This window comes from Mucilaginibacter sp. CSA2-8R (assembly GCF_038806765.1).
Classification (GTDB): domain Bacteria; phylum Bacteroidota; class Bacteroidia; order Sphingobacteriales; family Sphingobacteriaceae; genus Mucilaginibacter.
On the sequence record NZ_CP152389.1, the window covers coordinates 1,962,948 to 1,987,284 of the forward strand.

The 24,337-nt window shown below is 42.9% G+C and carries 18 protein-coding genes; 14 read left to right on the forward strand and 4 right to left on the reverse strand.

The window, feature by feature from the left end; translation table 11 throughout:
• Position 1 precedes the first annotated feature (1 nt).
• The 9 genes from AAGR14_RS08405 (at position 2) to AAGR14_RS08445 (ending at position 10,687) form a co-directional block, all read left to right on the forward strand.
• The gene (locus AAGR14_RS08405; protein ID WP_342648141.1) at positions 2-751 is read left to right on the forward strand and encodes a glycosyltransferase family 2 protein; all 750 of its coding nucleotides are present in this window, start codon (positions 2-4) and stop codon (positions 749-751) included.
• On the forward strand, positions 736-1,590 hold the full coding sequence (locus AAGR14_RS08410) for a glycosyltransferase (RefSeq protein WP_342648142.1): 855 nt from the start codon (positions 736-738) through the stop codon (positions 1,588-1,590). Before AAGR14_RS08405 ends, AAGR14_RS08410 begins: the two co-directional genes overlap by 16 nt.
• The gene (locus tag AAGR14_RS08415) at positions 1,587-2,372 is read left to right on the forward strand and encodes an ABC transporter permease (protein WP_342648143.1); all 786 of its coding nucleotides are present in this window, start codon (positions 1,587-1,589) and stop codon (positions 2,370-2,372) included. The genes AAGR14_RS08410 and AAGR14_RS08415 overlap by 4 nt, the downstream gene beginning before the upstream one ends.
• A gap of 16 nt (positions 2,373-2,388) precedes the next feature.
• Positions 2,389-3,612: a polysaccharide ABC transporter ATP-binding protein gene (locus tag AAGR14_RS08420; protein WP_342648144.1), complete on the forward strand. Its 1,224-nt coding sequence runs from the start codon at positions 2,389-2,391 to the stop codon at positions 3,610-3,612.
• 11 nt (positions 3,613-3,623) lie between these two features.
• Positions 3,624-4,526 (forward strand): TylF/MycF/NovP-related O-methyltransferase, encoded by a 903-nt coding sequence (locus AAGR14_RS08425; protein ID WP_342648145.1) that lies wholly within the window; start codon positions 3,624-3,626, stop codon positions 4,524-4,526.
• 17 nt (positions 4,527-4,543) lie between these two features.
• Positions 4,544-5,755, forward strand: coding sequence for an acyltransferase family protein (locus tag AAGR14_RS08430; protein WP_342648146.1), 1,212 nt, complete (start codon positions 4,544-4,546; stop codon positions 5,753-5,755).
• Between the two features lie 9 nt (positions 5,756-5,764).
• Positions 5,765-6,733: a class I SAM-dependent methyltransferase gene (locus AAGR14_RS08435; protein WP_342648147.1), complete on the forward strand. Its 969-nt coding sequence runs from the start codon at positions 5,765-5,767 to the stop codon at positions 6,731-6,733.
• A complete protein-coding gene (locus AAGR14_RS08440) occupies positions 6,726-7,595 on the forward strand; it encodes a glycosyltransferase family 2 protein (protein WP_342648148.1) in 870 nt (289 codons plus the stop codon). Before AAGR14_RS08435 ends, AAGR14_RS08440 begins: the two co-directional genes overlap by 8 nt.
• An 80-nt stretch (positions 7,596-7,675) precedes the next feature.
• The gene (locus AAGR14_RS08445) at positions 7,676-10,687 is read left to right on the forward strand and encodes a lantibiotic dehydratase (RefSeq protein ID WP_342648149.1); all 3,012 of its coding nucleotides are present in this window, start codon (positions 7,676-7,678) and stop codon (positions 10,685-10,687) included.
• Here the strand turns inward: AAGR14_RS08445 and AAGR14_RS08450 are convergent.
• Positions 10,671-11,720: a histidine kinase gene (locus AAGR14_RS08450; RefSeq protein ID WP_342648150.1), complete on the reverse strand. Its 1,050-nt coding sequence runs from the start codon at positions 11,718-11,720 to the stop codon at positions 10,671-10,673. The genes AAGR14_RS08445 and AAGR14_RS08450 overlap by 17 nt on opposite strands.
• A gap of 118 nt (positions 11,721-11,838) precedes the next feature.
• Here AAGR14_RS08450 and AAGR14_RS08455 point away from each other — a divergent pair, with 118 nt between their 5' ends.
• The gene (locus AAGR14_RS08455; RefSeq protein WP_342648151.1) at positions 11,839-12,006 is read left to right on the forward strand and encodes a hypothetical protein; all 168 of its coding nucleotides are present in this window, start codon (positions 11,839-11,841) and stop codon (positions 12,004-12,006) included.
• Positions 12,007-12,064: 58 nt separating this feature from the next.
• On the opposite strand, the gene AAGR14_RS08460 is transcribed toward AAGR14_RS08455, so the two are convergent.
• Positions 12,065-12,796, reverse strand: coding sequence for a LytTR family DNA-binding domain-containing protein (locus AAGR14_RS08460; RefSeq protein ID WP_342648152.1), 732 nt, complete (start codon positions 12,794-12,796; stop codon positions 12,065-12,067).
• A gap of 525 nt (positions 12,797-13,321) precedes the next feature.
• On the opposite strand from AAGR14_RS08460, the gene AAGR14_RS08465 reads away from it, so the two are divergent.
• On the forward strand, positions 13,322-14,290 hold the full coding sequence (locus AAGR14_RS08465) for a pectinesterase family protein (RefSeq protein WP_342648153.1): 969 nt from the start codon (positions 13,322-13,324) through the stop codon (positions 14,288-14,290).
• A 44-nt stretch (positions 14,291-14,334) separates the two neighbouring features.
• Here AAGR14_RS08465 and AAGR14_RS08470 read toward each other — a convergent pair whose 3' ends face one another.
• On the reverse strand, positions 14,335-16,968 hold the full coding sequence (locus tag AAGR14_RS08470) for a glycoside hydrolase family 3 C-terminal domain-containing protein (RefSeq protein ID WP_342648154.1): 2,634 nt from the start codon (positions 16,966-16,968) through the stop codon (positions 14,335-14,337).
• Positions 16,969-17,176: 208 nt separating this feature from the next.
• Here AAGR14_RS08470 and AAGR14_RS08475 point away from each other — a divergent pair, with 208 nt between their 5' ends.
• From AAGR14_RS08475 to AAGR14_RS08485, 3 genes are all read left to right on the forward strand, one after another.
• A complete protein-coding gene (locus tag AAGR14_RS08475) occupies positions 17,177-19,348 on the forward strand; it encodes an alpha-glucuronidase family glycosyl hydrolase (protein WP_342648155.1) in 2,172 nt (723 codons plus the stop codon).
• 28 nt (positions 19,349-19,376) lie between these two features.
• On the forward strand, positions 19,377-20,495 hold the full coding sequence (locus tag AAGR14_RS08480) for a glycoside hydrolase family 43 protein (RefSeq protein WP_342648156.1): 1,119 nt from the start codon (positions 19,377-19,379) through the stop codon (positions 20,493-20,495).
• Between the two features lie 107 nt (positions 20,496-20,602).
• Positions 20,603-23,164: a glycosyl hydrolase 115 family protein gene (locus AAGR14_RS08485; protein WP_342648157.1), complete on the forward strand. Its 2,562-nt coding sequence runs from the start codon at positions 20,603-20,605 to the stop codon at positions 23,162-23,164.
• Positions 23,165-23,247: 83 nt separating this feature from the next.
• Here AAGR14_RS08485 and AAGR14_RS08490 read toward each other — a convergent pair whose 3' ends face one another.
• Positions 23,248-24,204 carry a transketolase C-terminal domain-containing protein gene (locus tag AAGR14_RS08490; RefSeq protein ID WP_342648158.1) on the reverse strand — a complete coding sequence of 319 codons (957 nt, stop codon included), beginning with the start codon at positions 24,202-24,204 and terminating at the stop codon, positions 23,248-23,250.
• Positions 24,205-24,337 lie beyond the last annotated feature (133 nt).

The window sequence follows — 24,337 nt, forward strand, 5'->3', positions numbered from 1 at the left end:
AATGAGTTTTTTTTCGATCATCATCCCTACTTACAATAGCAGTGCCACCATGGACCGTTGCCTGCAAAGTATCATTAAGCAAGATTTTGACGCTTACGAGATTCTCGTGGTAGATGGTGCCTCTGCCGACGATACCGTTGCCGTAGCACGTAAATACCAGCAGGTAGCAAACCTTCGTATAATTTCTGAACCCGATGAAGGCACGTATGATGCCATGAATAAAGGAATCAAATTGGCTAAAGGGCAGTGGTTTTATTTTTTAGGCAGTGATGATGAGTTATATGCCGATACCATCTTATCTAAAATATACAAAACAATACAAAAACGTCCCGAGAGCCGATTTATATACGGCGATGTGCTTACCTCAACAAATACTTTAGAGCGTTACAGCAATTATACCTATGTGCAGTTAATGGACCGCTGCATTTGCCATCAGTCCATATTTTATCATAAATCGCTGTTTCAGCATTCGCTGTACGACTTAAAATTTAAGTTATGTGCTGATTGGGATTTTAACCTCAAGATTTTTGATGATAGCATCAAGCCTGTTTATATTAACCGCATCGTTGCCCGTTTTGATTTGGGCGGCGCAAGCGGAAACTGGATGCAGCATCCTGAATATTTAAATCACTTTGCCAATAAGCGCGAGCTGGCTAACCGCTACAAAACTGCCGCCTGGTGGTACGGCTACTATGTGCCGCTAATGTTGTTTAAGCGAACCAAAAGCAAATTAAGATGGATGTTTCAGTAATTATACCTGTTTATAATCCGGGCAACTACTTGCTGGAGGCGGTAGAGAGTGTTTATGCGTCTGATAGCTTAGATAAGATAAATTATGAAATTATCCTGGTTAACGACGGCTCAACCGATAAATACACCCTCATGATTTTGAATGCGCTTAACACTAAAGAGCATCTTAAAATTATTGACCAAAAAAACCAGGGACCGGCGGCCGCACGTAATACAGGCATTCGCAACTCATCAGGTAAGTGTTTGTTGTTTTTGGATGCTGATAATAAGATAAGGGGCAAGTTTATGCAAACTGCGGTCCGGTTTTTAAAGAGCGACAGCGCAGATATTGTTCATGGTAATCCGCACTTTTTCGGGGATTCAAACGAGATCAGATTTAAAACCGGACATTTTGATATGAACAGCATGCTGTATACCAATCATATTGATATGTGTACCGCCATGAAGCGCAGTGTTTGGGAACAGCTTGGGGGGTTTGATGAAAGCAGGGTGCTCATTGGTTTTGAGGATTGGGAATTTTGGATAAGAGCAGGAGCGGCAGGCATGAAATTTAGGTTTGTTGATGATGTGCTGTATGATTACCGTATCAACAACAAGTCTTTGTTATCAACTAAAAATGTACCTAACAACATAGACAAGGTTTACGATTACGTGTACACTAAGCACCAGAAATACATATTTAATGCTTACCGCTCGTTATATCCGCAGTATATGGTTTGCCAGCAATATCAAAATCAGTCAGTACAAAACTTAATAGGTTTAATTGGTGAGCAATGGAGGCAGCGGTGCATGTACCAATTATACCGGGTTAGAAATGTAATTAAACGAATCATAAGATGACAGATACTTATTGGAAAGACCTTTGGTTGCAACGAGAGCTGGTGTATATGTTTAGCTGGCGCGATATCAAAATACGTTATAAGCAAACCGTCATCGGTGCGTCCTGGAGCATCATCCGGCCTCTGATTACTATACTCATATTTAACTTTGTTTTCAATCGCATAGCGCATATTAACAATCCTTCGGTAGCGCCCTATGCATTAATGGTAGCCGCCGGAATGTTGCCCTGGCAGTTCTTTTCAACAGCGGTAGCCGATGGTTCTAATAGCGTAATCAACAACGCCGGATTAATTTCAAAAATTTACTTCCCACGCCTAATCATCCCGGCAAGTACACTGTTTACGAGCCTTATTGATTTCCTGATATCAGTAGTCATCATAGTAGGGTTTATGGTATGGTACCAGCACGTGCCCGGCTGGCAGATAGTACTGTTTCCGGTATCAGTGGTGTTTATGTTACTGGCTACCATGGGAGCGAGTGTATACCTCACTGCCCTCAATGTAAAATTTCGCGATTTCAGACACCTTATTCCGTTTGCCTTACAAGTTGGTATTTACATCACACCAGTGGCCTTTAGCAGTAAAAACCTGGGCGAAAAGTGGCACCTGTTTTACTACCTAAACCCTATGGTGGGCGTTATTGATGGCTTTAGATGGACACTATTGGGAGACAGCGTTTACTGGCCGGGGGCTATGGTGTCATTGCTGGTATCGCTCGTGTTGTTATGGAGCGGTGTCAGATTCTTCAGAAAAATGGAGAAGACTTTTGTGGATGAAATTTAAATAAAAACTAATTCTAATGAGTCAATCTGCTATAAAAGTTACTGATCTCTCAAAGGCATATATTATCCAGCATAATAATGAATCGGCTGCGTCTTCATCGTTGCGCGAGGTGATCACCAAAAAAGTAAGCGGTTTTTTCAACCCAAAATCTAACGGAGAAAGTCCAGCTGTGCAAGCAGAAAAGTTTTGGGCACTTCAGGATTTGAGTTTTGATGTGGAGCGGGGTAGCCGCATGGGCATTTTAGGTGGTAACGGTGCCGGTAAAAGCACGCTGCTTAAAATTATCAGTAAGATAACCGAACCCACCTCTGGCCAAATTGAAGTGAATGGCCGTGTGGTAAGTTTGCTGGAGGTAGGTACAGGCTTTCATCCGGAACTAACCGGTCGCGAAAATGTGTTTTTAAACGGGGTGATTTTAGGCATGAAGCGGTCTGAAATTAAGAAGAAGTTTGATGAAATTGTCGATTTTGCCGAGATAGAACAGTTTTTAGATACACCTGTAAAGCGTTACAGTAGTGGTATGTATATGCGCCTGGCCTTTGCAGTAGCTGCACATCTGGAGCCAGAAATACTGATTATTGATGAAGTACTAGCCGTGGGTGACGCGCAGTTCCAAAAAAAGTGTATTGCTAAAATGGACGAGATTAGCCGTGCAGATGGCCGTACGGTACTGTTTGTAAGCCATAACCTTGAGGCGGTAAGTTCTTTTTGTACAAGCGGCATTTACCTCAAAAAAGGTAAAATCGTAATGCAGGGAGATATTGACGACGTAGCCGAGCAGTATGCAAAGGATAACACAGAAAACAAACCGGTATTTGCCCCGCATAAAACTAAAGCTATATACTTTAACAGCGTTGAAACGCTGAGGCGTAACGTACGCTTTGGCGAAGAACTAATTTTGAAATGTGAGGTGGTTACCAATCAGAACCTTGACCGGTACATTATTGGTATTACTATCTCTGATTATTTTGAAAATAAAGTAGGTACTACCTTAATTACCGGTCGCAAATACCTGCTCACCGGTTTAAATCATCTCAGTATCAAAATCCCGACCGGAAACATCGTGCCCGGAAACTATAAGATTGCAATTTCGCTGGCGCTTGATGAAAACCTGAATAACGAAGATGTGATTTTTGATCATCCTACGTTTAGCATCATCGCATCAAACATTCGCGATTCTTTTGCCATCTGGCACCCAGCCTGGGGAGGTAACTTTTTAGCAAACGTCGAAATTTCATAATAAGCAAGCTAATGGTAATCAAATTGACGAAAAAGGCAGTACATAAGTTTCTGCGTTTATTTGGATACGGCATCCACAAAATAATGCCTGTGCCGATGATTGAGCCGGTAGCCGAAGAGCCACCGATCATTGAGGAGCCGGCACCTGTAGAGGTTCAGCCTGCTAACCTGGTGACTATTGACCTGGATAACTTTTTTGTGCTACCTAAAAAGGATATCACTTATTCATACGACTTGCTGTATACCTATCATAATTGCGATTTTATGAAAGATCCGCGTTTTATGGAGGCTTATCGCTTAGGGCGTGCAACCGACGTGCACGAGACGGTTTTAAAAAATTACGATATCTATTGGCGTATTCATGTGCTTTGCTGGGCTGCTACTTACGCAGCTAAGCTTGAGGGCGACTTTGTTGATTGCGGCGTAAACACAGGGATTTTTTCACGGGCCATCATCCATTATATTGATTTTAACAGCACCAGCAAAACCTATTACCTGTTAGACACCTTTACCGGGCTCGACGAAAGGTTTAGTACTCCCGAAGAAATGGAGCAACCGCTTAATCAAAAATATACTACCTATAAAGACGGTTTGTACGAACGTGTGCAAGAAACTTTTAAAGGGTTTAATGTAAACATCATTAAAGGTGCTGTGCCCGAAACGTTACCATTGGTAACGGCCGAAAAAGTAGCTTACCTGTCGGTTGATATGAATTGTATACAGCCAGAGATAGATACCCTAAACCATTTTTGGGATAAGCTTACACCGGGCGGCATCATCGTGCTGGATGATTATGGCTATGGAAACATCACCAACGAGCAAAAAGCTGCACACGATGAATTTGCACGCTCAAAAGGCGTTGAGGTGCTTTCGGTGCCAACTTGCCAGGGCATCATTATTAAACCGCTTAATTAATTGTCATCCACACTATCATGAAAAAAATCTATCACCTGGAAGGTATAAGAGGCGTTGGTGCTTTAATTGTTTTCGTCTGCCATTTTCAGATTGTGTTTATGCCAGAATTTTATACCCGCCTGCACTGGTGGCTGGTTCCGCATATGCGTTTAGGTTTAGTAAAGTTTCTGGTAAACTTTGTTAACCTGATGATTGTCGGCAATATGTTTCTGCACATTTTTTGGGCGCTGAGCGCCTATGTGCTATTTGCCAAGTTTTTCAAATACAACACTCAAAACAGCGCCCTTTTATCTAACAGCGTTAAGCGTTACATCAGGTTAATGATCCCGTGTGCGGTATCTATTTTTTTTAGTTACATCATATTTAAAGCCGGGTTTATTTATGTGCGGCAAATTCCGGTACAAACGTTACAACAAAATCTCTATCTCATACCGCCGTCGTTTTTGCATGCCTTAAAAACATCAGTGTGGAGTACACTTTTCGATTACGATTATTTTAGCAGTTACAACGGCCCGTTATGGACCATACAGCGCGAATTTTACGGCTCGGTATTTTGCTATGCACTTTTTGGGGTGATAGATAAATCTAACAATCGTACCTGGTTTTACGCACTGATTTTTGCCTGCGTTTGGGTATTGAAAATTTATTGGCTCAATAGCTTTTTATTTGGGTATCTGTTGAGCGACATCGACTTTTCAGACCGTAAAGACAACAGCATACTTGCCAGGTTTATTCAAAATCTTGATCAGTACTTAACAAAGCATCAGGGTATACTCTTAACCCTGTTCACTGTCATCTACGTGGCCGGTCGTGTGGTAATTTATCGCAATCTCGAACGGATGGATTGGGTAAATTGCATCTTAAGCTTTTTGCTCATTCTTATTTCGCTCCGGGCACAGATTGTTTCAGAGCTCATGAAATTTAAAGTATTCACCTCGCTCGGAAAGTTATCATTCGGTCTTTATGTGCTTCACTGGCCGATTTTATGTTCTTTGAGTTCATGGCTTTATCTCCGGTTTGCACTAAAATCATATCCTAAAGCCTTGTGTTTAATGGCGCTTTCTGCAGCAGTTTGCCTGGCAATGGCCTGGCTGTTTAACAAACTGGTTGACCAGCATGCTATTAAACTGGCCAGCAAAGCTGCAAACCATATTGAAAACCTAACTAAATACAAAACCAAAGATCAACCCAGAGAATCGCTGGTACGCGAAGTTGCTCTGGCTAAATAACTACCATTTATGACAGGCATTGAATCATGGACCGGCGAACGGCTTGAAACCTTTGTATTCAACGAAAATACCATAGAGCACCTGCATCGTTATGTTATTGCAGCAGAATTGGCCGCCGGTAAAACCGTACTCGACATTGCATCAGGCGAAGGCTATGGTACCAACATGATAGCTGGCGTAGCTGCTGAAGTGGTTGGGGTGGATATTGATGCTGAAACCATTGCCAATGCCCAAAATAAATACCGGAGAGATAACCTGAGTTTTAAAACGGGGTCGGCTGACCAAATACCTTGCGAAAGCGGCTATTTTGATTTGGTGGTGAGTTTTGAAACGATTGAGCATCACGACCGGCATCATGAAATGATGGCCGAGATAAAACGGGTGCTTAAGCCAGGCGGCATACTGCTGATCTCATCTCCGGATAAAAAGTATTACAGCGATGCTACTGGTTATAAAAATCCATATCACATTAAAGAATTGTACCAGCAGGAATTTGAAGAGCTGTTGTCCCAATACTTTAAACAAACAAGCTACTGTCGTCAAAAAAACTTTATCGGTTCTTTAATCATACCTCGCTTTGATTGTACAGAAAATGACTCGGTTACTATGTATAATGGTAATTATGATGGTATTGGCAACAATGATGTGGGAGCTCAGTTTTTAGTGGCCTTGGCATCAGACAACGAGTTGCCGCAGTTAAAACTGACTTTGTTTGACGGGCAGCGGGTGGTGCAAAAACAAATTGATGACGTGCGCGACCAGGTAATGGCTTTTATGCAGCAGCAAGCCACTGATTATTTTGGCAAAATGCAGAAGGAAGCTACCGACCATGTAGAACTGTTGAGACAACGAGCCTTGAATGATATAGAGCAGGCCCGGCAAAAAGAAGCGTTACGGCTTAGAAATACTCGCGATTACCGGATGGGTAATTTTCTGTTGTCGCCATTACGTACCATAAAAAAAATATTTTATGCCTGAGGTATCTGTTATTATTCCAAATTATAATCATAGCAAATACCTTAAGCAGCGTATCGATAGCGTACTTAATCAAACTTATCCGCACTTTGAACTTATTATACTCGACGACTGTTCTACTGATGATAGTAAAGCTATTATTGAGGTTTACCGTGGCCATCCTAAAGTTAAAAGGATTATATACAACAATCAGAACAGCGGCAGCACCTTTATACAATGGGAGCGGGGAGCGCAAGCGGCAGTTGCCCGCTGGCTTTGGATTGCAGAGAGTGATGACTATGCCGAGCCCGGTTTTTTGGAAGAACTGGTAAAGCTTGCACAAAGTGATGATAATATTGGTATAGCCTTCTGCGGTTCACACTGGGTGGATGCTGATGGTAACATAAAAGATGATCTTTCTCTTTATCACCATTCTTTTAAACGCTCTGGAACGGTTGAGGTAGGAGAAGAGATGGTAAAGCATTGTACCATACAAAATGCCAGTTCTTGTTTATTTGACCGTAACAAGCTTTTAAGCAGCATTAAAAATTTAAAAACGTACCGGGCCTGTGGCGATTGGGTGCTGTACGTGCGTATGCTGCAACACTGCAACCTGGCATTCACCAGTCAAAAATTAAATTATTTTAGATGGTACCATGCCAACATCAGCAATGCTGCTAAAGAAACTTTGTGGATAACCGAAGGCTTGGATATTTTAAGCAATATCAATACCCGTAAAGTAAAAATCTCGCATGAGCATTTTAAGTGGGTGATTAATTTTTGGAGAAACAAACTTACCCCTTTGTCGGCAACCGAAAAGTTTAAAGCTACGTTAAAGTTAAAAATGTTTGAGCTTGACTATTGGCAGAGTAAGCTTTTCTTTTAAATATGATAGTGATTGCAGGTGGCGCCAACGTAACTGTAAAAGCAATGCATAACGCTTAATATTAGCCGTATAATTTAATCATGCCGAACCATTATCAATTTCATGATACCGTAGTATTACGACATCCGGTATACAGTTTTCAGCAGTTCGATAAAAATAATCTGGCGGCAAAACTTCAGGATAGCTTTTTTAGGGACGCTATTTATTTGTGTAGTCCCACAGTTTTTGATGAGTTGAAGAAGTGCAGTTTCGATTATACCAAACTTAATGCTAAACTTAAAAATACAGTTTTAAAATATTTTAACCGCATGTGTTACCGGCCTACACCGTTTGCGCTGTGCGCAGCAGTGAGTACGGTAAAATGGACTGGCTATGCTGACGAAATACAGGTGGATGAATTAAATTTTAAACCGCATGTAAAATTGAGCTATGCAAAAAGTTTACAGGTAGCTGCCGAAATATTGGAAACAGTGCGCCCCATGTTATATGTTAGGGCTAATGCAACGCTGTACAAGGTAGGGAAGCAATACCGGTATATCAAAAGCATGCAGGATGACACCGATAAGATTACTTTTTACATAGCATCTGCCGATGCTACATCTCTTTTAAGTAAAGTTTTAAAGTTTGGTTCTCGACAACGTGTAGCAGAGGACATAACTGCATTTATTATTCAAAAAACGAATTGTAAAGCAACTGAGGCTGCCGAATATTTGCAGTCGCTTTTAGAGGAGCAGATTTTAGTTGATGCACATGCACTCAATATAACCGGGAAGGATTATTTGCAAAAGTTAAGTTCATTAAAGCTATTAAACGGGATAGACAACGGTAATGGCCTTTACCAAAATTTAAACCACGTAGATAATGCTCTAACGTTGAGTAATTATTTAGGGCACTACAAATCGCGTCTTCAAAAAAATGATCTATACATTAATCTGGAAAGCATAAGCCAAAATGGTGCGATTAGTTCCGTGCATCAAAAGGCAATATTAGATGGTTTGCATTGTCTCACACAACTCAACCAGCCTCAAGCGCCCAAAGGGATGAGTTTGTTTTTGCAACAATTCAATAAAAAGTTTGAGGGGCAAACCATCCCGCTGTTGCAGGCACTTGATCCAGAAGTGGGCGTGGGTTACAGTGATTTAACTTCAGGGAGCGAATCACTAAACTTTGCTGATGGCATTGGATGGGGAATGGTTAGTACAAGTGCTGATACTGTAAAGTGGGGGCAATTGCAAAGCTTGATCCTAAAGAAGTGGATGGCTGGTGGTAAGTATCAACCAGTCATCCTCTGCGCCGAAGATGTAAACATTGCGGCACCGCCCGAAGGTAATAATTTGCCATCTACGCTATCAGTGATGTTCAGGCCGGCTGGCGAAAAAATATTTATAGAACAGGTAGCCGGCATAACGGCCACATCACTAATTGGTAGGTTTACACCTGTCAGCGATGAAATTGACGCGCTTGCACAACATATCGCCTCGCACGAGGCTAACAGTAATCCAGGTGTTATTTATGCAGAAATTGTGCATGTCTGCCACAAGCAAACAGCTAATATTGATCGGCGCAATCATATTTATCCTTACGAAATAGTAATGCTGACGCCATCTGTAACAGAAGAGGATTATCAGATTCCATTGTCAGACTTGTGGGTTTCGGTACAAAATAATGAGGTCATAATGTGGTCGGCTAAGCATGGTAAAAGGGTAATACCACGCTTAAGTTCTGCTTTTAACTATCAGCGGGATGATTTGGCGGCTTTCCGGTTTCTGTGCGATTTACAGCACGTGGGTGTACAAACCAATTTTAACTTTGCTATAGAAAATGTATATCTAGGGTTAGATTTTTACCCCCGCGTCGAATTTGAGCAGGCAATACTCCAATGTGCGCAATGGCATCCGGATATTTCGGTTTTTACTCCCATCATCAACGAGAAAAATGAGCAGAAGCGCTTGGAGGCGTTTTCTCAACTGCGGCATCAACTACAGTTTTGCAAATACGTCGCCCTTACCCAACACGATCATCAACTGGTTTTTAATTTGGATAACCCTGCTGATGTTGATTTTTTCATGGAAACCGTTCAGCCTTTAAAGAAAATTGTAATTAGAGAGGTGCTTGCTAAAAGCATTGATAACCCCACGCTGTTTAACAAAAACAAGGAGGGCGTGGCCAGCCAGTTCATCGCTACTGTGTATCATAATAGGGTAGTTTATCAGCCTAAACCACTAATTCTGACGGCTTTTAAAAAACAAGTGGTCAGACGGTTTTCGCCCGGAACCGAGTGGTTATATTTAAAATTATATAGTCACCAAGCCCGAACTAACGAAATAATAGGTACCGCAATTTGCCAAGCCGTAAGGCTGGCTTTAAAAGCGGACCTTATTAAACAATGGTTTTTTACCCGCTATAACGATCCGGAGCATCATATCAGGTTAAGATTAAAAGTGCGCCAGGGCAAGCATCAAAACGTTATCTCGATATTTAACCAAGAGACAGGTGATTATCATCAACAGGGTTTGCTAAGTAACATTATAATTGATACCTATCACCGGGAGTTAGAGCGCTACCCCAACATCGACGCCTTCGAAAATATCTTTTTTAACAGCAGTGATTGGGTGTGTCGTTACTTTAATAGTATTTGGCAGCAGCTTAATCAGGAGGATTGCTTATCGTTCGCCTTTTTAACAACGCGTAGTTTGCTCCAAGCAGCTGGTTTTTCAAGTAGGGAGAGAATGAATTATCTTACTGGCGTGGTCGATTCCTTTTTCAATGAGTTTAGCCACGTACCTGGCTTAAAATATCAGTTGGATTTAACTTACAGAAAGTATAAAGGAGTTGTAACGAATTTTCAGGATAGTCGGAGCTTCTACGCTCAATATAAACTTGTTGAAATAGCAGAAAAAAACAGTGAAAATTTAACCACGTACTTTGGTCAGATCAAGGCAATACAGCTTAAATTTAAGCACCTTGCTGATATTATTCACATGCACCTTAATCGCATTTTTGCTGATCAACCGCGTGAGCAGGAATGTACATTATATTACCTGCTGTTGAAGTATGAAAAGTCGAGCAGATATATCAGTCAAGCTGTATAAACAGATCAACAGTATACAAATGGTCTGTTTGGGTTACCTTTAACCTATGTTTTTCAGGGTAAGCAGCGTTGAGTCTGGTACGGGTATTTACAATACCTATCTCGAATCCCTGCTTATTAGTACCCGCCGGATTAACGTGATTGCTTGCCGAAAAAGACAAAGCGCCATCATGGACGTTAATTTTAATTTCGGCCGGAAAATGAGTGTTTAAAATAATGCCGTGCTTAAAAATGTTTTCGACGAAGGTCAGTAAAATCAACGGAATGAGCCTTTTATTATCTAATTCACCACTCGTAATGAGGTTAACTTGCAATTTTTGATCAAAGCGGAGCTGGTTGATGGCAATTACTGTTTCGATGTTTTCAATTTCTTTAGTTAATTCTACTTTGCCGTCAGTACCTAATTCGGTGAGCGAATAGCGCATTAGGTCAGAAAGCAGCATAATTCCCTCTGCACTTTTTTCAGAAATGTGGTAAACGGAGTTGTACAAAAAATTTAAAGTGTTAAAAAGTAAGTGCGGATTTATCTGCGATTGTAAATAAGCATTGCGGGTTTTAAATAGCGTTCTTTCGAGTTCTGCTTTCTTTTTATTCTGAACAAGCTGGCGGGTTCTGAGCTTAGTAATTTTAATACTTGTTTCTACCGAGTGTGTAAAAAACCAGTAGCCAAAACTAAGGCAAAGCATATAAAAGGCCCGGTAACCTCCTAATAACAAAAAATGTTTTACAGAAGTAATAGGTTTAGACATGCCTTGATATATCAGTATTTCATTGATAAGATATTGCAGCATAAAGTAACAGATAATTACAACAGCAATAAGGCAACTATAGTAGAAGCTTTTGTTTGTGGTGCGAATGCTGTAAGCTAAGCACCAGGCATTAGTATAAAATAACAAAATGTTGGCAGTATAGTGCAGAGAATAATCTAAAAAAGTAGAAACGTAAGGGCTAACCGCCCAAACGAAAGACACCTCGTATGCAATGAACATCAGCCATACGATGCTGTGAATTAATACAGTTTGTTTTTTATTCATATTATTAAATTTAGTCAAACCCTCTCCAAAAGGTTGTATACCTCACCAAACAACGCCTTCACGTAATAAAATTCAAGTAGTAGTAAAGTAAAAATAGATTTATCTAAAAGTTAAATCTATGAAACAGCAATTATCACAATCCTTGAAGGTTAAAACAAAAACGCTTTTTAAATTTAATAACCAAAAGTTAAATAGCGGTCCAAAATTTTTCTGGGAAACAGAAGTTCCAACTACTACAGTGACTGTTGATCCAACAACCAGCACCACTGTAACTGTTACTCATTAGTTCATAGTTAGTTTTAGGCAAAAAAGGCGGCTTATTTTAAATATTTAAGCTGCCTTTTTTAATTTATAATTCGTCTTTTCAAAATGCTTTTAGCGATTTTGTTAAAAAAATATTCCCGATAACTGTTACCAATGGTTAGTTTCAATTTGTCTTGAATAATGACTTGGTTGCCCTCAATAAATCGTATTTTATTATCGTTGATGATAATAGATTTGTGTATCCGGCTAAAAGTTGACTCAGGCAGAGTAAGCAGTATTTCTTTAAGCGTAAGATAAACAATATGCTTGTTATCGGGCATATGGATTATGATGTAATTATTTAAGCTTTCGATGTAGAGGATATCCTCCAGCATAATTCTGGCCATTTGGCCTTTTGTGCCCGACTGTACATAAATATGCTTAGGCGATTCGGCATTATCGACGTTCTGTTTTTGTTCTGCGTCAGGTGGTTTGAGGCGCTGTATACATTGTAAAAAGCGTTGGTATTTGATTGGTTTAAGCAAATAATCATAACTGCCGAGTTCAAAAGCTTCAAGTGCAAAACCGGGATGGGCTGTGGTAAAAACTATTTTAATTTTTTTATCAAAGTGTTTACTTACTTCTGTGCCCGATAATAGAGGCATTTCAATGTCCGTAAATACGATGTCTGGCTGCAACGCCGAAATCTCTTGTAGGGCATTTACCGGGTTATCATTACTTCCTATCAGTTCTAAGCCCGGTGTTTGATTTATATAACTGTTTAAAATATTGATAGCATGACTTTCGTCATCAATAATATAACAGGTAGTCATAGATTAGCGTTTAGGTATTGTTTAATTAATAGAACAGCCCAATTTATAACTACGTCCCGTTAAATTAAATGTTTGCTTGTGCGTTATTCTTAAAAGTTGTCAATTCGATGGTTTAGCTCAACATTGAAAAGGCATTCACAGCTTGCCTATATTCTTCATCGCATAATCCATCAACCTTCAAATGCTCGAAGGGTAAGTAACAACTAAATTGCACGCGTTATTGGAAAGAGCCGCCTTACCAAATGGTATTATTAAAATTTTTATCAATGTTATTATTAAGGTCGACAACCGTAGTGTAGTGACAAAATATTGTCGCCCCAGCTCGCGCGGCTTTGAGTAATGTTTTGTAGGCATAAGGTGCATGCAGGTACTATTGTATTTCTTTAGAGTCTCTGCCCGCAATGGTTGTCAGGATAAATAAGTATATTAAATGCTGTTTAAAGTCAAGTCCCGTTTTGTTTTGTGAAGCAGCGTCAACTATAAATTAGGGTTACCTTTGGTGCCGGGACATAATTCATTTTCACCATGAAAAAATTCTTTTTTCTGCTCTCATTTATAACTGGGGTTTGCCAGATGATTGCCGCACAAACCCGTATAGTGGTTAACCAGGATGGCAGTGGCACTTATAAAACCGTGCAGGAAGCGATTGACCATATACCCTCGCATAATACTAAACCCATAGAGATATTTGTAAAAAACGGCATTTACCAGGAACGCGTTGTGATTGATTCAACCAAAAATTTTGTGAGTTTGATTGGTGAAGATAAAGACAAAACCATAATTACCTTTAACAACCACGCCGGCATGACCCTACCTTCGGGTAATAGGATGGGAACACCGGAGTCGGCGTCGTTCTTTATTTATGCGCACGATTTTACCGCCCGAAATATCACCTTTAAGAATGATGCCGGGTTTACCGCAGGGCAGGCTGTGGCTGTTTTAGCTCATGGCGACCGGCTTACGTTTAACCATTGCCGTTTAATTGGGTTTCAGGATGTATTGTATACCGAGGGCGAACGGAGCCGCCAGTACTACCAAGACTGTTACATTGAAGGCACTACTGATTTCATATTCGGGCCGTCGATAGCTGTTTTTAACCGATGCCATATTCACAGCAAAAAGAACTCACATGTGACGGCTGCTTCAACGTCCGAGAGTAAGCCATACGGTTATGTTTTTCTGAATTGCAGGCTTACAGCAGATACCGCCTTGCACGGGGTGTCGCTTGGACGGCCCTGGAAGCCTTATGCCAGCGTCGCTTATATCCGTTGCTACTTAGGACCACACATTATTGCGGGCGGATGGAACAACTGGTCAAATCCAGATAATGAAAAGACAGCTCGCTTTGCTGAGTACAAAAGTACCGGCCCAAGTGCAAACGCGGATGCCCGCGTAAAATGGTCGCGGCAATTAAACAAAAAAGAAGCCGGCCAGTATACCGTTAAAAATATACTGGCCGGCTCAGATGGTTGGATACCTACAGTATCCAATTGATTATCTACAACCCAAATTTGCAGAGTAATTAATTCAATTATCTCTTACAAAAGGGTAATGGTTTTGCTGATGGTTTTTTGATTGCCTGCCGATGTTTTGTCTGGCTGGCATCCACCCACGCTAATGGTAATTTTACCTGGCATATACTTTTGCTCACCGTTTTGGGCGGTCAGCATTAGGTCTTCGGGTTTAATGGTAAAACTAATATTCTGCATAGCTCCGGCTTTGATGGGTGTGCGTTTAAAGCCTTTCAAAGCTTTGAGTGGCACAGGCATTTTTAGGCCGTTGTGAGTGATATATAACTGCGTAACTTCCTCGCCGTCTAATTTACCTGCATTTTGCACTTTAACATTTAGCGTAATAGCTTTCCCTTTTTGCACTGTAGCAGGGGCTTGCAGGCCGCTGTATTTAAAAGTGCTGTAGCTTAAGCCATAACCAAAGCCATATAAGGGCTGTCCATTAAAATACCGGTAGGTGCGGTTTTTCATAGAATAATCTTCAAACGATGGCAGGTCGCTGTCGCTGCGGTAAAAGGTTACCGGTAAGCGGCCGGCTGGGTTGTAGTCGCCAAAAAGAACGTCGGCTAACGCGGTACCTGCAGCCTGTCCGCCATACCAGGCGTTTACAATAGCCGGCAGGTTGTCAGCTTCCCAGGGTGTAGCCACGGCACTGCCCGTCATCATTACAAATACTACCGGTTTGCCGGTTGCTTTCAGGGCTTTCAGTAAATCAGTCTGCACTTTAGGCAACATGATAGAGGTACGGTCGCCGCCGTTAAACCCTTGCTGGTTCACGCGCATTTCTTCACCTTCTAGCTGCGGTGATATACCGCCTACATAAATAATGGCATCGGCATCTTTCACGCTTTCTGCAATGGCATTCAAATCAGCCTTTACTGCAACACCCGATTTAAAATTAAAAGTGGCCCGGCCTTCGGTCTGGCGGTATTCAATCACAATGTGGTAAACGCTGCCTTTTTGAGTATTTAGCGTGTAAGTTTTAGGGCCAAAGCCGTCGGGTTCGCCATTCAGGCTGCGTTCTTGGTTATTGATGATGAGTTTATAGGGCTTGTTACCTGTTAACTCGAAAGTAATCTCGTCGTTATTGGTGGCTGTATAGTCGGTAGTCCAGCGGGCAGAAAAGTTTTTTTGGCTGATGTTGTCAACAACAAAAGTGCCATCGCGCCAAATATAATTAATGCCGGTTTCTTGCCGGGTTACTGTTGGTGCACCGCTTAAGTTATTGTTTTGCCAGTATTCGGCTTTAAACCCTTTTTTGCCGTCGGCCTGGCCTAAATCGCCCAGGTCAACATTGCGGGTATATTTGTCGCTGGTGTAATTGATACCTTGCGTATAGTAAACGTTGGCACCGGCACCCAGCTTAGCTTTAATAGCTTTGTAAGGCGTACTGATCTCAGACGGCATACCGTTATAATTGCCTAATACACTCACCGGGTTGTCTGCATTCGGGCCTATCACCGCCACCTTTTTAAGTGTTTTGCTAAGCGGTAAAATCCGTTGCTCGTTTTTAAGCAGCACAATGCTTTGGTGTGCCATTTTAAGGGCATGCGCCTTGTGGGCTGGGGCTTCCAGTATATCAGCACCAATATTGGCATATTTATCTTTCGCCGGCGGATCAAACATGCCTAAACGGAAGCGTATGGTGAATAGTCTTCTCAGCGATACGTCAATCTGCTGCTCGCTAATTTTACCATGCTTTACAGCGTCGGTCAGTGATTGATAAGTGATGTTGCCGCACTCCAGATCAGTGCCGTGCAGTACAGCATCGGCAGCGGCATCTTCGGCCGAGGCATGCGTTTTATGTTTTTGGTAAAAATCATCAATCGCGCCACAATCAGAAGTTAAGTAACCGGTAAAATGCCATTGGTTACGTAAAATGTTATTGAGCAGCAAGTCGCTGCCGCAGCAGGGTTGGCCTTTAAATGCATTATATGCACACATTACACCGGCCACTTTGCTGTCTACTATCAATTTGCGAAAAGCCGGCAAATAAGTATCCCATAAATCATAATCAGGTACGTCGGTATTAAATTCATGGCGCGATGGCTCCGGACCGCTGTGCACGGCGTAGTGCTTAGCGCAGGCTGCTGCCTTTAAATAAACCGGGTCGGTACCTTGCAGGCCTCTAACAAAATTGGCGCCCATATTGGCGGTAAGGTAGGGGTCTTCGCCATAAGTTTCCTGGCCGCGGCCCCAGCGTGGGTCTCTAAATATGTTTACATTGGGTGTCCAGTAAGTCAACCCCAGATAAATGCCACGGTGGTTTGCTTTTACACTCTCGTTGTAAACCGCACGGCCTTCGTCAGCGGTTTGCTCAGCCATCAGGTGCATGCTGTTGGTATCAAACGTGGCGGCCATAGCAATGGCCTGCGGGTAAACGGTAACCTTGTAGGGCGTGCGTGCAACACCATGCAAACTTTCGTTCCACCAGTTGTAAGCTGGGATGCCTAGTCGCTCAACGGCTGGTGCAGCGTTAAGCATTTGTCCAACTTTTTCGGGTAGGGTTAAGCGCGAAACCAGGTCGTTTACCCGTTGCTCAATGGATAAGGCGGGGTCCTGAAACTTGTACGTGTAGTCGCTCGGCCGTGATTTCCAGGCAAAGCATAGCAATAACAATATGGGCAGCGCCGCAAGGCAAGTGTATTTCAGTTTTTTCATGCTGAATAGTTATGGGTTAAATGTGTTTTAAGGTTGATAAAAGGAGGGCGAAAAGATATTTCGGCACCTCAAGTATATAATCGGTTTATGTTGTAAATCTATAGAAATATAATTAAACTTGCAATCGATTGCATAAACTAAAATATTAGCTGTCCTTACAAATCATACTTAGATGTTACGGGCAGATAAATCAAACCAATAAATCTGAATGATAATGCGGCAACAGTTTAGAGTTTTAAGCTTACTGGCTTTTGTATGGATACTTACATGGGCTAACCGCTGTTTCGCAGACGATGGTTACAAGCTTTGGCTAAATTATCCTAAGATAAACGATCGTGCTTTAGCAGCTTCTTATACTCAGCAGTTAAGGCAAATTTATTTTACCGATGGTATGGGCAAAGCCAATGTTGCACGCAAAGAATTACTGTTAGGCGTAGCGGGCATGCTGCAATTTACACCACAAATAGTAAAACCCGAGAGTGCCGGTTTATTGGTTGGGACCTATCAAAAATTACCGGCAGGGGTTACTAAAAGCCTTGCTACTGTTGGTAATGATGAAGGTTACGTTATTAAAACCATTACTGCTAATAACCGCAAACAGGTTGTCATAGCCGGCAAAACCGAAAAAGGCGTTTTATACGGTGTTTTCAACTTTTTAAGGTTACTACAAACGCAGCAGCCTATCAGCGCATTAAACATTAACGAATACCCCAAATTAGAACGCCGCGTGCTTAACCATTGGGACAACCTGAACCGCACGGTAGAGCGGGGGTATGCAGGGGCATCTATCTGGAACTGGCATAAACTGCCTGGTTACATTGATCAGCAGTATATTGATTACGCCCGCGCCAATGCCTCTATTGGTATAAATGGCACCGTTTTGAATAACGTAAACGCTAACGCCCTGATGCTTACCCCGGAGTATCTGGTAAAAGTAAAAGCACTGGCTGATGTTTTCAGGCCGTATGGTATCCGGGTATATTTATCGGTTAAATTCAGCAGTCCTATCGAGGTTGGCAAATTAAAAACAGCCGACCCATTAAATATAGAGGTACGCCAATGGTGGAAAGATAAAGTTGATGAGATATATAAATACGTACCCGATTTTGGCGGCTTTTTGGTCAAAGCCAATTCTGAAGGGCAACCTGGTCCGCAGGCTTACGGGCGAAACCATGCCGATGGGGCCAACATGATGGCTGCGGCACTGGCACCGCACAATGGTATTGTGATGTGGCGTGCATTCGTGTACGATAGTAACCCGTTGAACGACCGTGCAAAACAGGCCTATGACGAGTTTAAACCGCTGGACGGCAAGTTTGCCGACAACGTAATTGTACAGGTAAAAAACGGTGCCATTGATTTTCAACCCCGCGAGCCGTTTCATCCGCTTTTTGGTGCGATGGCTAAAACACCGTTAATGATGGAATTCCAGATTACCCAGGAATATACCGGTTTTTCAACACACTTATTTTACGAGGCTCCTTTATTTAAAGAGGTATTGGATGCTGATACTTATGCTGCGGGCAAAGGCACAACAGTAGCTAAAGTGCTTGAAACTAAACCGCATGCCAAAGCCGTAACAGGTATTGCCGGTGTAGCAAACATCGGTACCGATCGCAACTGGTGTGGTCATCCGTTTGCTCAAAGTAATTGGTATGCTTTTGGCCGGATGGCCTGGAACCCTGACCAGTCATCAGCCCAAATAGCGAACGATTGGTTGCGCATGACTTTTACCAACGACAAAAGCTTTGTACAACCAATGGTACAACAAATGCTGGCCTCGCGCGAAAACACAGTAAACTACATGACGCCCCTGGGCTTGCATCACATTATGGGCATTAATACCCACTATGGCCCTGGCCCCTGGGTAGATAAAGCCGAACGACCGGACTGGACGGCAGTGTATTACCACAAGGCAGACAGCTTAGGCATTGGTTTCGACCGTAGCAGCGCTGGTAGTAAAGCTACTGCACAATACGCGCCGCAAGTGCAGCAGAAGTTCGATAATCTGGCCACCTGTCCTGATAGTAACCTGTTGTGGTTTCATCACCTGAGCTGGAATTACAAAATGCGGTCGGGCAAAACGCTTTGGTTTGAGCTTGTGCATCATTATTACGAGGGTGTAGACTCGGTAAGGCGCTTGCAAACCGTTTGGAACGGCATGCAAGGTAAGGTAGACCGTGAGCAATATATGGCAGTAAAGCAGCTCATTGCTATCCAAATGGAAGAAGCTATACGCTGGCGGGATGCTTGTGTGCTTTACTTTCAAACGTTTTCTAAACAGCCTATCCCTGCCGGGTACGAAAAGCCGTTACATCCCCTGTCGTACTACCGGGACATGCAGTTTCACTTTGCGCCGGGTATTGGCGGCAGTATCTAATTAAATCCAAAATTATAGACCTCATATCATGTTTAAAACAAACCTAAAAATTAACATTGCTTTACTGTTAGGTGCAAGCATGGCGGTAGCCTGTCAGTCATCAGACAAGCAGAAACAATCTGCCGAACAAAAAGATACCGCAGCTCAGGCTGATAGCAACGCTAAAAAATATATTTCTCAGCCACTCATCAAATCAATTTACACGGCAGATCCGTCGGCTCACGTGTTTAACGGCAAAATATATATTTACCCTTCGCACGATATTGAATCTGGTATTCCCCAGAATGATAACGGCGACCATTTTAACATGAAAGATTTCCACGTGCTATCCATGGACAGCATAGGAGGGAAGGTGACCGACAATGGCGTGGCTTTAGATATAAAAGACATCTCCTGGGCCGGGCGCCAGCTCTGGGCTCCGGATGCCGCTTACGAAAAAGGGACTTACTACCTGTACTTTCCGGTTAAAGATAAAAGCGATGTGTTTCATATTGGCGTAGCCACCAGCAAATCACCTGTTGGGCCCTTTAAGGCCGAGGCTAAACCAATTGAAGGCAGCTACAGCATTGACCCGTGTGTTTTTAAAGATACTGACGGTAGTTACTACATGTACTTTGGTGGTATTTGGGGCGGCCAATTGCAGCGCTGGGCTACCGGCACCTACTCGGGCCCAAATGGTTCGAAAACTGATTTGGAAAAAGACGACCAACCTGCATTATCTGCCAAAGTTGTTAAAATGAGCCCTGATATGCTTGGCTTCAGCGAAAAGCCAAAAGATGCGGTGATACTTGACGAAAATGGCAAACCGCTTTTAGGTAAAGACCACGACCGCCGCTTTTTTGAAGGTTCGTGGATGTATAAGTACAACGGTAAATACTACTTCACTTATTCAACCGGTGATACTCACCGCTTGTGTTATGCTACGGGTACAAGCCCATACGGACCGTTTACTTATAAAGGCGTGATACTGGAGCCGGTTGAAGGCTGGACCACGCACCATTCTATTGTTGAAATTAAAGGTAAATGGTACTTGTTTTATCATGATACACAATTATCGGGCAAAACGCATCTACGTAACGTAAAGGTAACCGAACTGAAATACAACCCGGATGGTACCATCCAAACCATTAACGAGCACGTAAAGTAACTGCCCGTTAATTGATTACCTGCCGGTGCTGTCTTAAACAATGACTAAACAGTTGTTGCTTAATGATAGCACCGGCAGTTTTAATAATGATCTATGATGATTTTAGTATGAGAAAAATATTTTTTTGCGTTTTTGCCCTGATGCCTTCGCTGCTGATTGCGCAAACGGTATCCGAAGTTAAAACGCCGGGTGCCTTTGCGGTTATGCAGGCCGGCAAGGCAGCATCGGTATTATTTGATAAGGCTGACGATGAACTGATTGCCATTGCAGGTAAACTATTTACCGAGGATGTGCAACGGGTAAGCGGTCAGCTACCGCAATTGGTTAACGCCAGGCCATCCGGCAAAAGCCTGATTATTGTAGGTACGGTAGGCAAGTCGAAGTTTATACAGGAATTGATTGCCGCTAAAAAGCTGCAGGCCGTTAAACTTAAAGGCGATTGGGAACGGTATCAGATACAATTGGTAAAAGCGCCTTACAAAGGGGTAGACCAAGCGTTGGTTATTGCAGGCAGTGATAAAAGAGGAGCGGCGTATGGCTTATTAGAGTTATCGAGGCAAATGGGCGTTTCGCCATGGTATTGGTGGGCAGACGTGCCGGTGCAAAAAAAGGCTTCTATTTATGTAAGCACCGATATGCCAGTTACCGATGCGCCCAAAGTAAAGTATCGCGGAATTTTTATTAATGATGAAGCGCCGGCGTTTTCCCGGTGGACCAAAGAAAAGTTTGGCGGTGTTAACCACTCAGTTTATGAAAAGGTTTTTGAACTCATTTTGCGGCTAAAGGGCAATTACCTTTGGCCTGCCATGTGGGGCAATGCTTTCAACGATGATGATAAGCTAAACCCGGTACTGGCCGATAAATGGGGCATTGTGATGGGCACATCTCACCACGAACCCATGCAGCGCGCGCAGCAGGAATGGAAACGATATGGTAAAGGGGCCTGGGATTACACTAAAAACGATACGACCTTAAGAAACTTTTGGCGGCAGGGTATCATTAATATGGGCAAGCATGAAAGCCTGGTAACCATTGGTATGCGCGGCGATGGCGACGAGCCCATGACACAAGGTACAGCAACCGCCCTGCTGGAAGGTATTGTTAAAGACCAGCGTAAAATTATTGAAGAGGTAACCGGAAAACCGGCCTCGCAAACGCCGCAAATCTGGGCTTTATATAAAGAAGTTCAGGATTATTATGATAAAGGCATGCGTGTGCCTGATGATGTTACCTTATTACTATCCGATGATAACTGGGGCGATTTGAGAAAATTACCTGCGCTGAACGAAAAGCCACGGGCAGGCGGCTACGGTATTTACTACCACTTTGATTATGTGGGCGACCCGCGCAATTACAAGTGGATTAATACCAACAACATTGCCCGGGTTTGGGAGCAGATGCACCAGGCCTGGGAATATAAAGCCCGGCAGGTCTGGATTGTAAATGTGGGCGATCTTAAGCCGATGGAATTCCCGATTTCTTTTTTTCTGGATTATGCCTGGGACCCCACCAAATGGAATGAGGGTAATCTGCGGAATTATTACACGCAATGGGGTAAAGACAATTTTGGTGTAAAGTATGGCGCAGAGATTGGCGATATTATGCGCTTATACGCGCAATATGCGGCCAGAAGAAAGCCGGAGTTACTCGACGACAATACTTACAGTTTGCAAAACTATCATGAGTTTGAGAACGTAGTAGGCGATTGGAATAAACTTTTAATTAGGGCAGAAAACATGAATGCTAAGTTAGATAGCAGCTATCGGGATGCGTTTTTTCAAGTAGTGTTACATCCTTTAAAAGCAACGGCTAATTTGCATGACATGTATGAGGATGTTGCTTACAATAAGGTGTATGCTGCTAAAAACGACGTACGGGCAAACGCTTATGCTGATAAAGCCAAAGCTGCTTACGCAAAAGATTCGCTGCTTTCGGTACAGTATAACCATGTGATGGCTGGTGGCAAATGGAACCACATGATGGACCAGGTACACATTGGCTATCGTAGCTGGAACGACCCGCCGGTTAACCATATACCTAAATTAACCTACGTTAACGCAGATGCTGCCCAGCAAGCGGCGTCGCCAGAACAAACCAACAGCAAAAGCGCTGAGGCGATGATAACGGCAAAATCGGCTACACATACTTTTTTTGAGAAGGATGGCTACTTAGCCTTGGAGGCCGAACATTATACCCGTGCTGTCAATGCCAACGGTGTACAGTGGAAAGTTATTCCTGATATTGGCAGAACTGCATCGGGAGTGAGTACGTTTCCGATTACAGCCGCTGCAGTAGTGCCAGGTAAGGGAAGTCCGCATCTTGAATTTGATTTTTACACATATGATAAAGGTGAAGTTGTTATACAGGCTAATTTTTCGCCCACGCTTAATTTCAGAAACGACAAAAACGGATTTCAATATGCTGTGTCGATCGATGACGAGCAGCCTCAAATGGTGTCGGTAAATAACGATACCGATGCAAACGTGTGGCGCAGATGGGTAGCCAGTAACATCATCGTTAAAAAGTCAAGCCATACTATCGCTGCACCCGGTAAGCACACGCTTAAATACTGGATGGTAAGCAACGGATTGGTTTTACAAAAGATGGTGCTGGATTTCGGTGGTGTTAAGCCAAGTTACCTCGGCCCACCCGAAACGTTGGCGAAATAGGCATTAGCCAACTGCAATTATAAACAACAACGGCCCGCTCTTTTGGAAGCGGGCCGTTCTTGTTTATGAAATAAAGGCTTTGTTTAACCTTTGCGCTGAATAGCTTTTTGAGCTGCCTCTACAATAGCAGGTGCGTTAAGCTTATATTTTTGCATCAATTGCTCAGGAGTACCTGATTCACCAAACGAATCGTTTACGGCCACATACTCTTGCGGAGATGGCAGGTGACGTGCCAATACATGTGCTACCGAGTCGCCCAGGCCGCCTAAACGGTTGTGCTCTTCGGCGGTTACCACGCAACGCGTTTTAGTTACCGATTTCAGTATAGCTTCTTCGTCCAATGGTTTGATGGTGTGGATATTGATAATCTCGGCTGAAATACCCATAGCTTCCAGTTGTTCGCAGGCTTGTATAGCTTCCCATACCAAATGGCCGGTAGCAATGATGGTTACATCCGTACCCTCGCTTACCATCCAGGCTTTGCCAATCTCAAATACCTGGTCGGCAGGGGTAAAGATAGGCACCACCGGGCGACCAAAGCGCAGGTATACCGGGCCATGATGCTGGGCTATAGCTAAAGTGGCAGCTTTGGTTTGGTTATAATCGCAAGGGTTAATTACCGTCATGCCGGGCAGCATTTTCATCATGCCCAAGTCCTCTAAAATCTGGTGGGTTGCGCCATCTTCACCCAGTGTTAAACCGGCGTGTGAAGCACAAATTTTAACGTTTTTGTCCGAGTAAGCTACCGACTGGCGAATCTGATCGTAAACGCGGCCGGTAGAAAAGTTAGCAAATGTACCGGTGAACGGGATATGCCCGTCGATGGTTAAACCGGCAGCAATACCAATCATGTTAGCTTCAGCAATACCTACCTGCACAAAACGCTCAGGGAAGGCATTGATGAAATCCTGCATCTTAAGTGAGCCAACCAGGTCGGCACAAAGGGCAACTACTCTAGGGTCGCGTTTACCGGCCTCCAGCAGTCCCGCTCCAAAGCCCGAGCGGGTATCTTTTTTTTCTGTATATGTATACTTAGTCACGGTGTTTTTTTTGATGAGTGAATGAGTGAGTTTTGAATGAGTGAGTGAAGAATTGAGCAAAATTTATTTAACTATCCTTTTCGCAAATTCAAAACTCTTGGTTTTTGACTCTTGTTTCTTGGTTCTATTTTCC

Excerpts from the sequence above, each read along its gene's own strand:
- AAGR14_RS08425 (WP_342648145.1), top strand. The coding sequence starts at position 3,624 with ATGGTAATCAAATTGACGAAAAAGGCAGTACATAAGTTTCTGCGTTTA.
- AAGR14_RS08415 (WP_342648143.1), top strand. The coding sequence starts at position 1,587 with ATGACAGATACTTATTGGAAAGACCTTTGGTTGCAACGAGAGCTGGTG.
- AAGR14_RS08435 (WP_342648147.1), top strand. The coding sequence starts at position 5,765 with ATGACAGGCATTGAATCATGGACCGGCGAACGGCTTGAAACCTTTGTA.
- AAGR14_RS08445 (WP_342648149.1), top strand. The coding sequence starts at position 7,676 with ATGCCGAACCATTATCAATTTCATGATACCGTAGTATTACGACATCCG.
- AAGR14_RS08455 (WP_342648151.1), top strand. The coding sequence starts at position 11,839 with ATGAAACAGCAATTATCACAATCCTTGAAGGTTAAAACAAAAACGCTT.
- AAGR14_RS08405 (WP_342648141.1), top strand. The coding sequence starts at position 2 with ATGAGTTTTTTTTCGATCATCATCCCTACTTACAATAGCAGTGCCACC.
- AAGR14_RS08475 (WP_342648155.1), top strand. The coding sequence starts at position 17,177 with ATGATAATGCGGCAACAGTTTAGAGTTTTAAGCTTACTGGCTTTTGTA.
- AAGR14_RS08465 (WP_342648153.1), top strand. The coding sequence starts at position 13,322 with ATGAAAAAATTCTTTTTTCTGCTCTCATTTATAACTGGGGTTTGCCAG.
- AAGR14_RS08430 (WP_342648146.1), top strand. The coding sequence starts at position 4,544 with ATGAAAAAAATCTATCACCTGGAAGGTATAAGAGGCGTTGGTGCTTTA.
- AAGR14_RS08485 (WP_342648157.1), top strand. The coding sequence starts at position 20,603 with ATGAGAAAAATATTTTTTTGCGTTTTTGCCCTGATGCCTTCGCTGCTG.
- AAGR14_RS08470 (WP_342648154.1), bottom strand. The coding sequence starts at position 16,968 with ATGAAAAAACTGAAATACACTTGCCTTGCGGCGCTGCCCATATTGTTA.
- AAGR14_RS08450 (WP_342648150.1), bottom strand. The coding sequence starts at position 11,720 with ATGAATAAAAAACAAACTGTATTAATTCACAGCATCGTATGGCTGATG.
- AAGR14_RS08410 (WP_342648142.1), top strand. The coding sequence starts at position 736 with ATGGATGTTTCAGTAATTATACCTGTTTATAATCCGGGCAACTACTTG.
- AAGR14_RS08420 (WP_342648144.1), top strand. The coding sequence starts at position 2,389 with ATGAGTCAATCTGCTATAAAAGTTACTGATCTCTCAAAGGCATATATT.
- AAGR14_RS08480 (WP_342648156.1), top strand. The coding sequence starts at position 19,377 with ATGTTTAAAACAAACCTAAAAATTAACATTGCTTTACTGTTAGGTGCA.
- AAGR14_RS08460 (WP_342648152.1), bottom strand. The coding sequence starts at position 12,796 with ATGACTACCTGTTATATTATTGATGACGAAAGTCATGCTATCAATATT.
- AAGR14_RS08440 (WP_342648148.1), top strand. The coding sequence starts at position 6,726 with ATGCCTGAGGTATCTGTTATTATTCCAAATTATAATCATAGCAAATAC.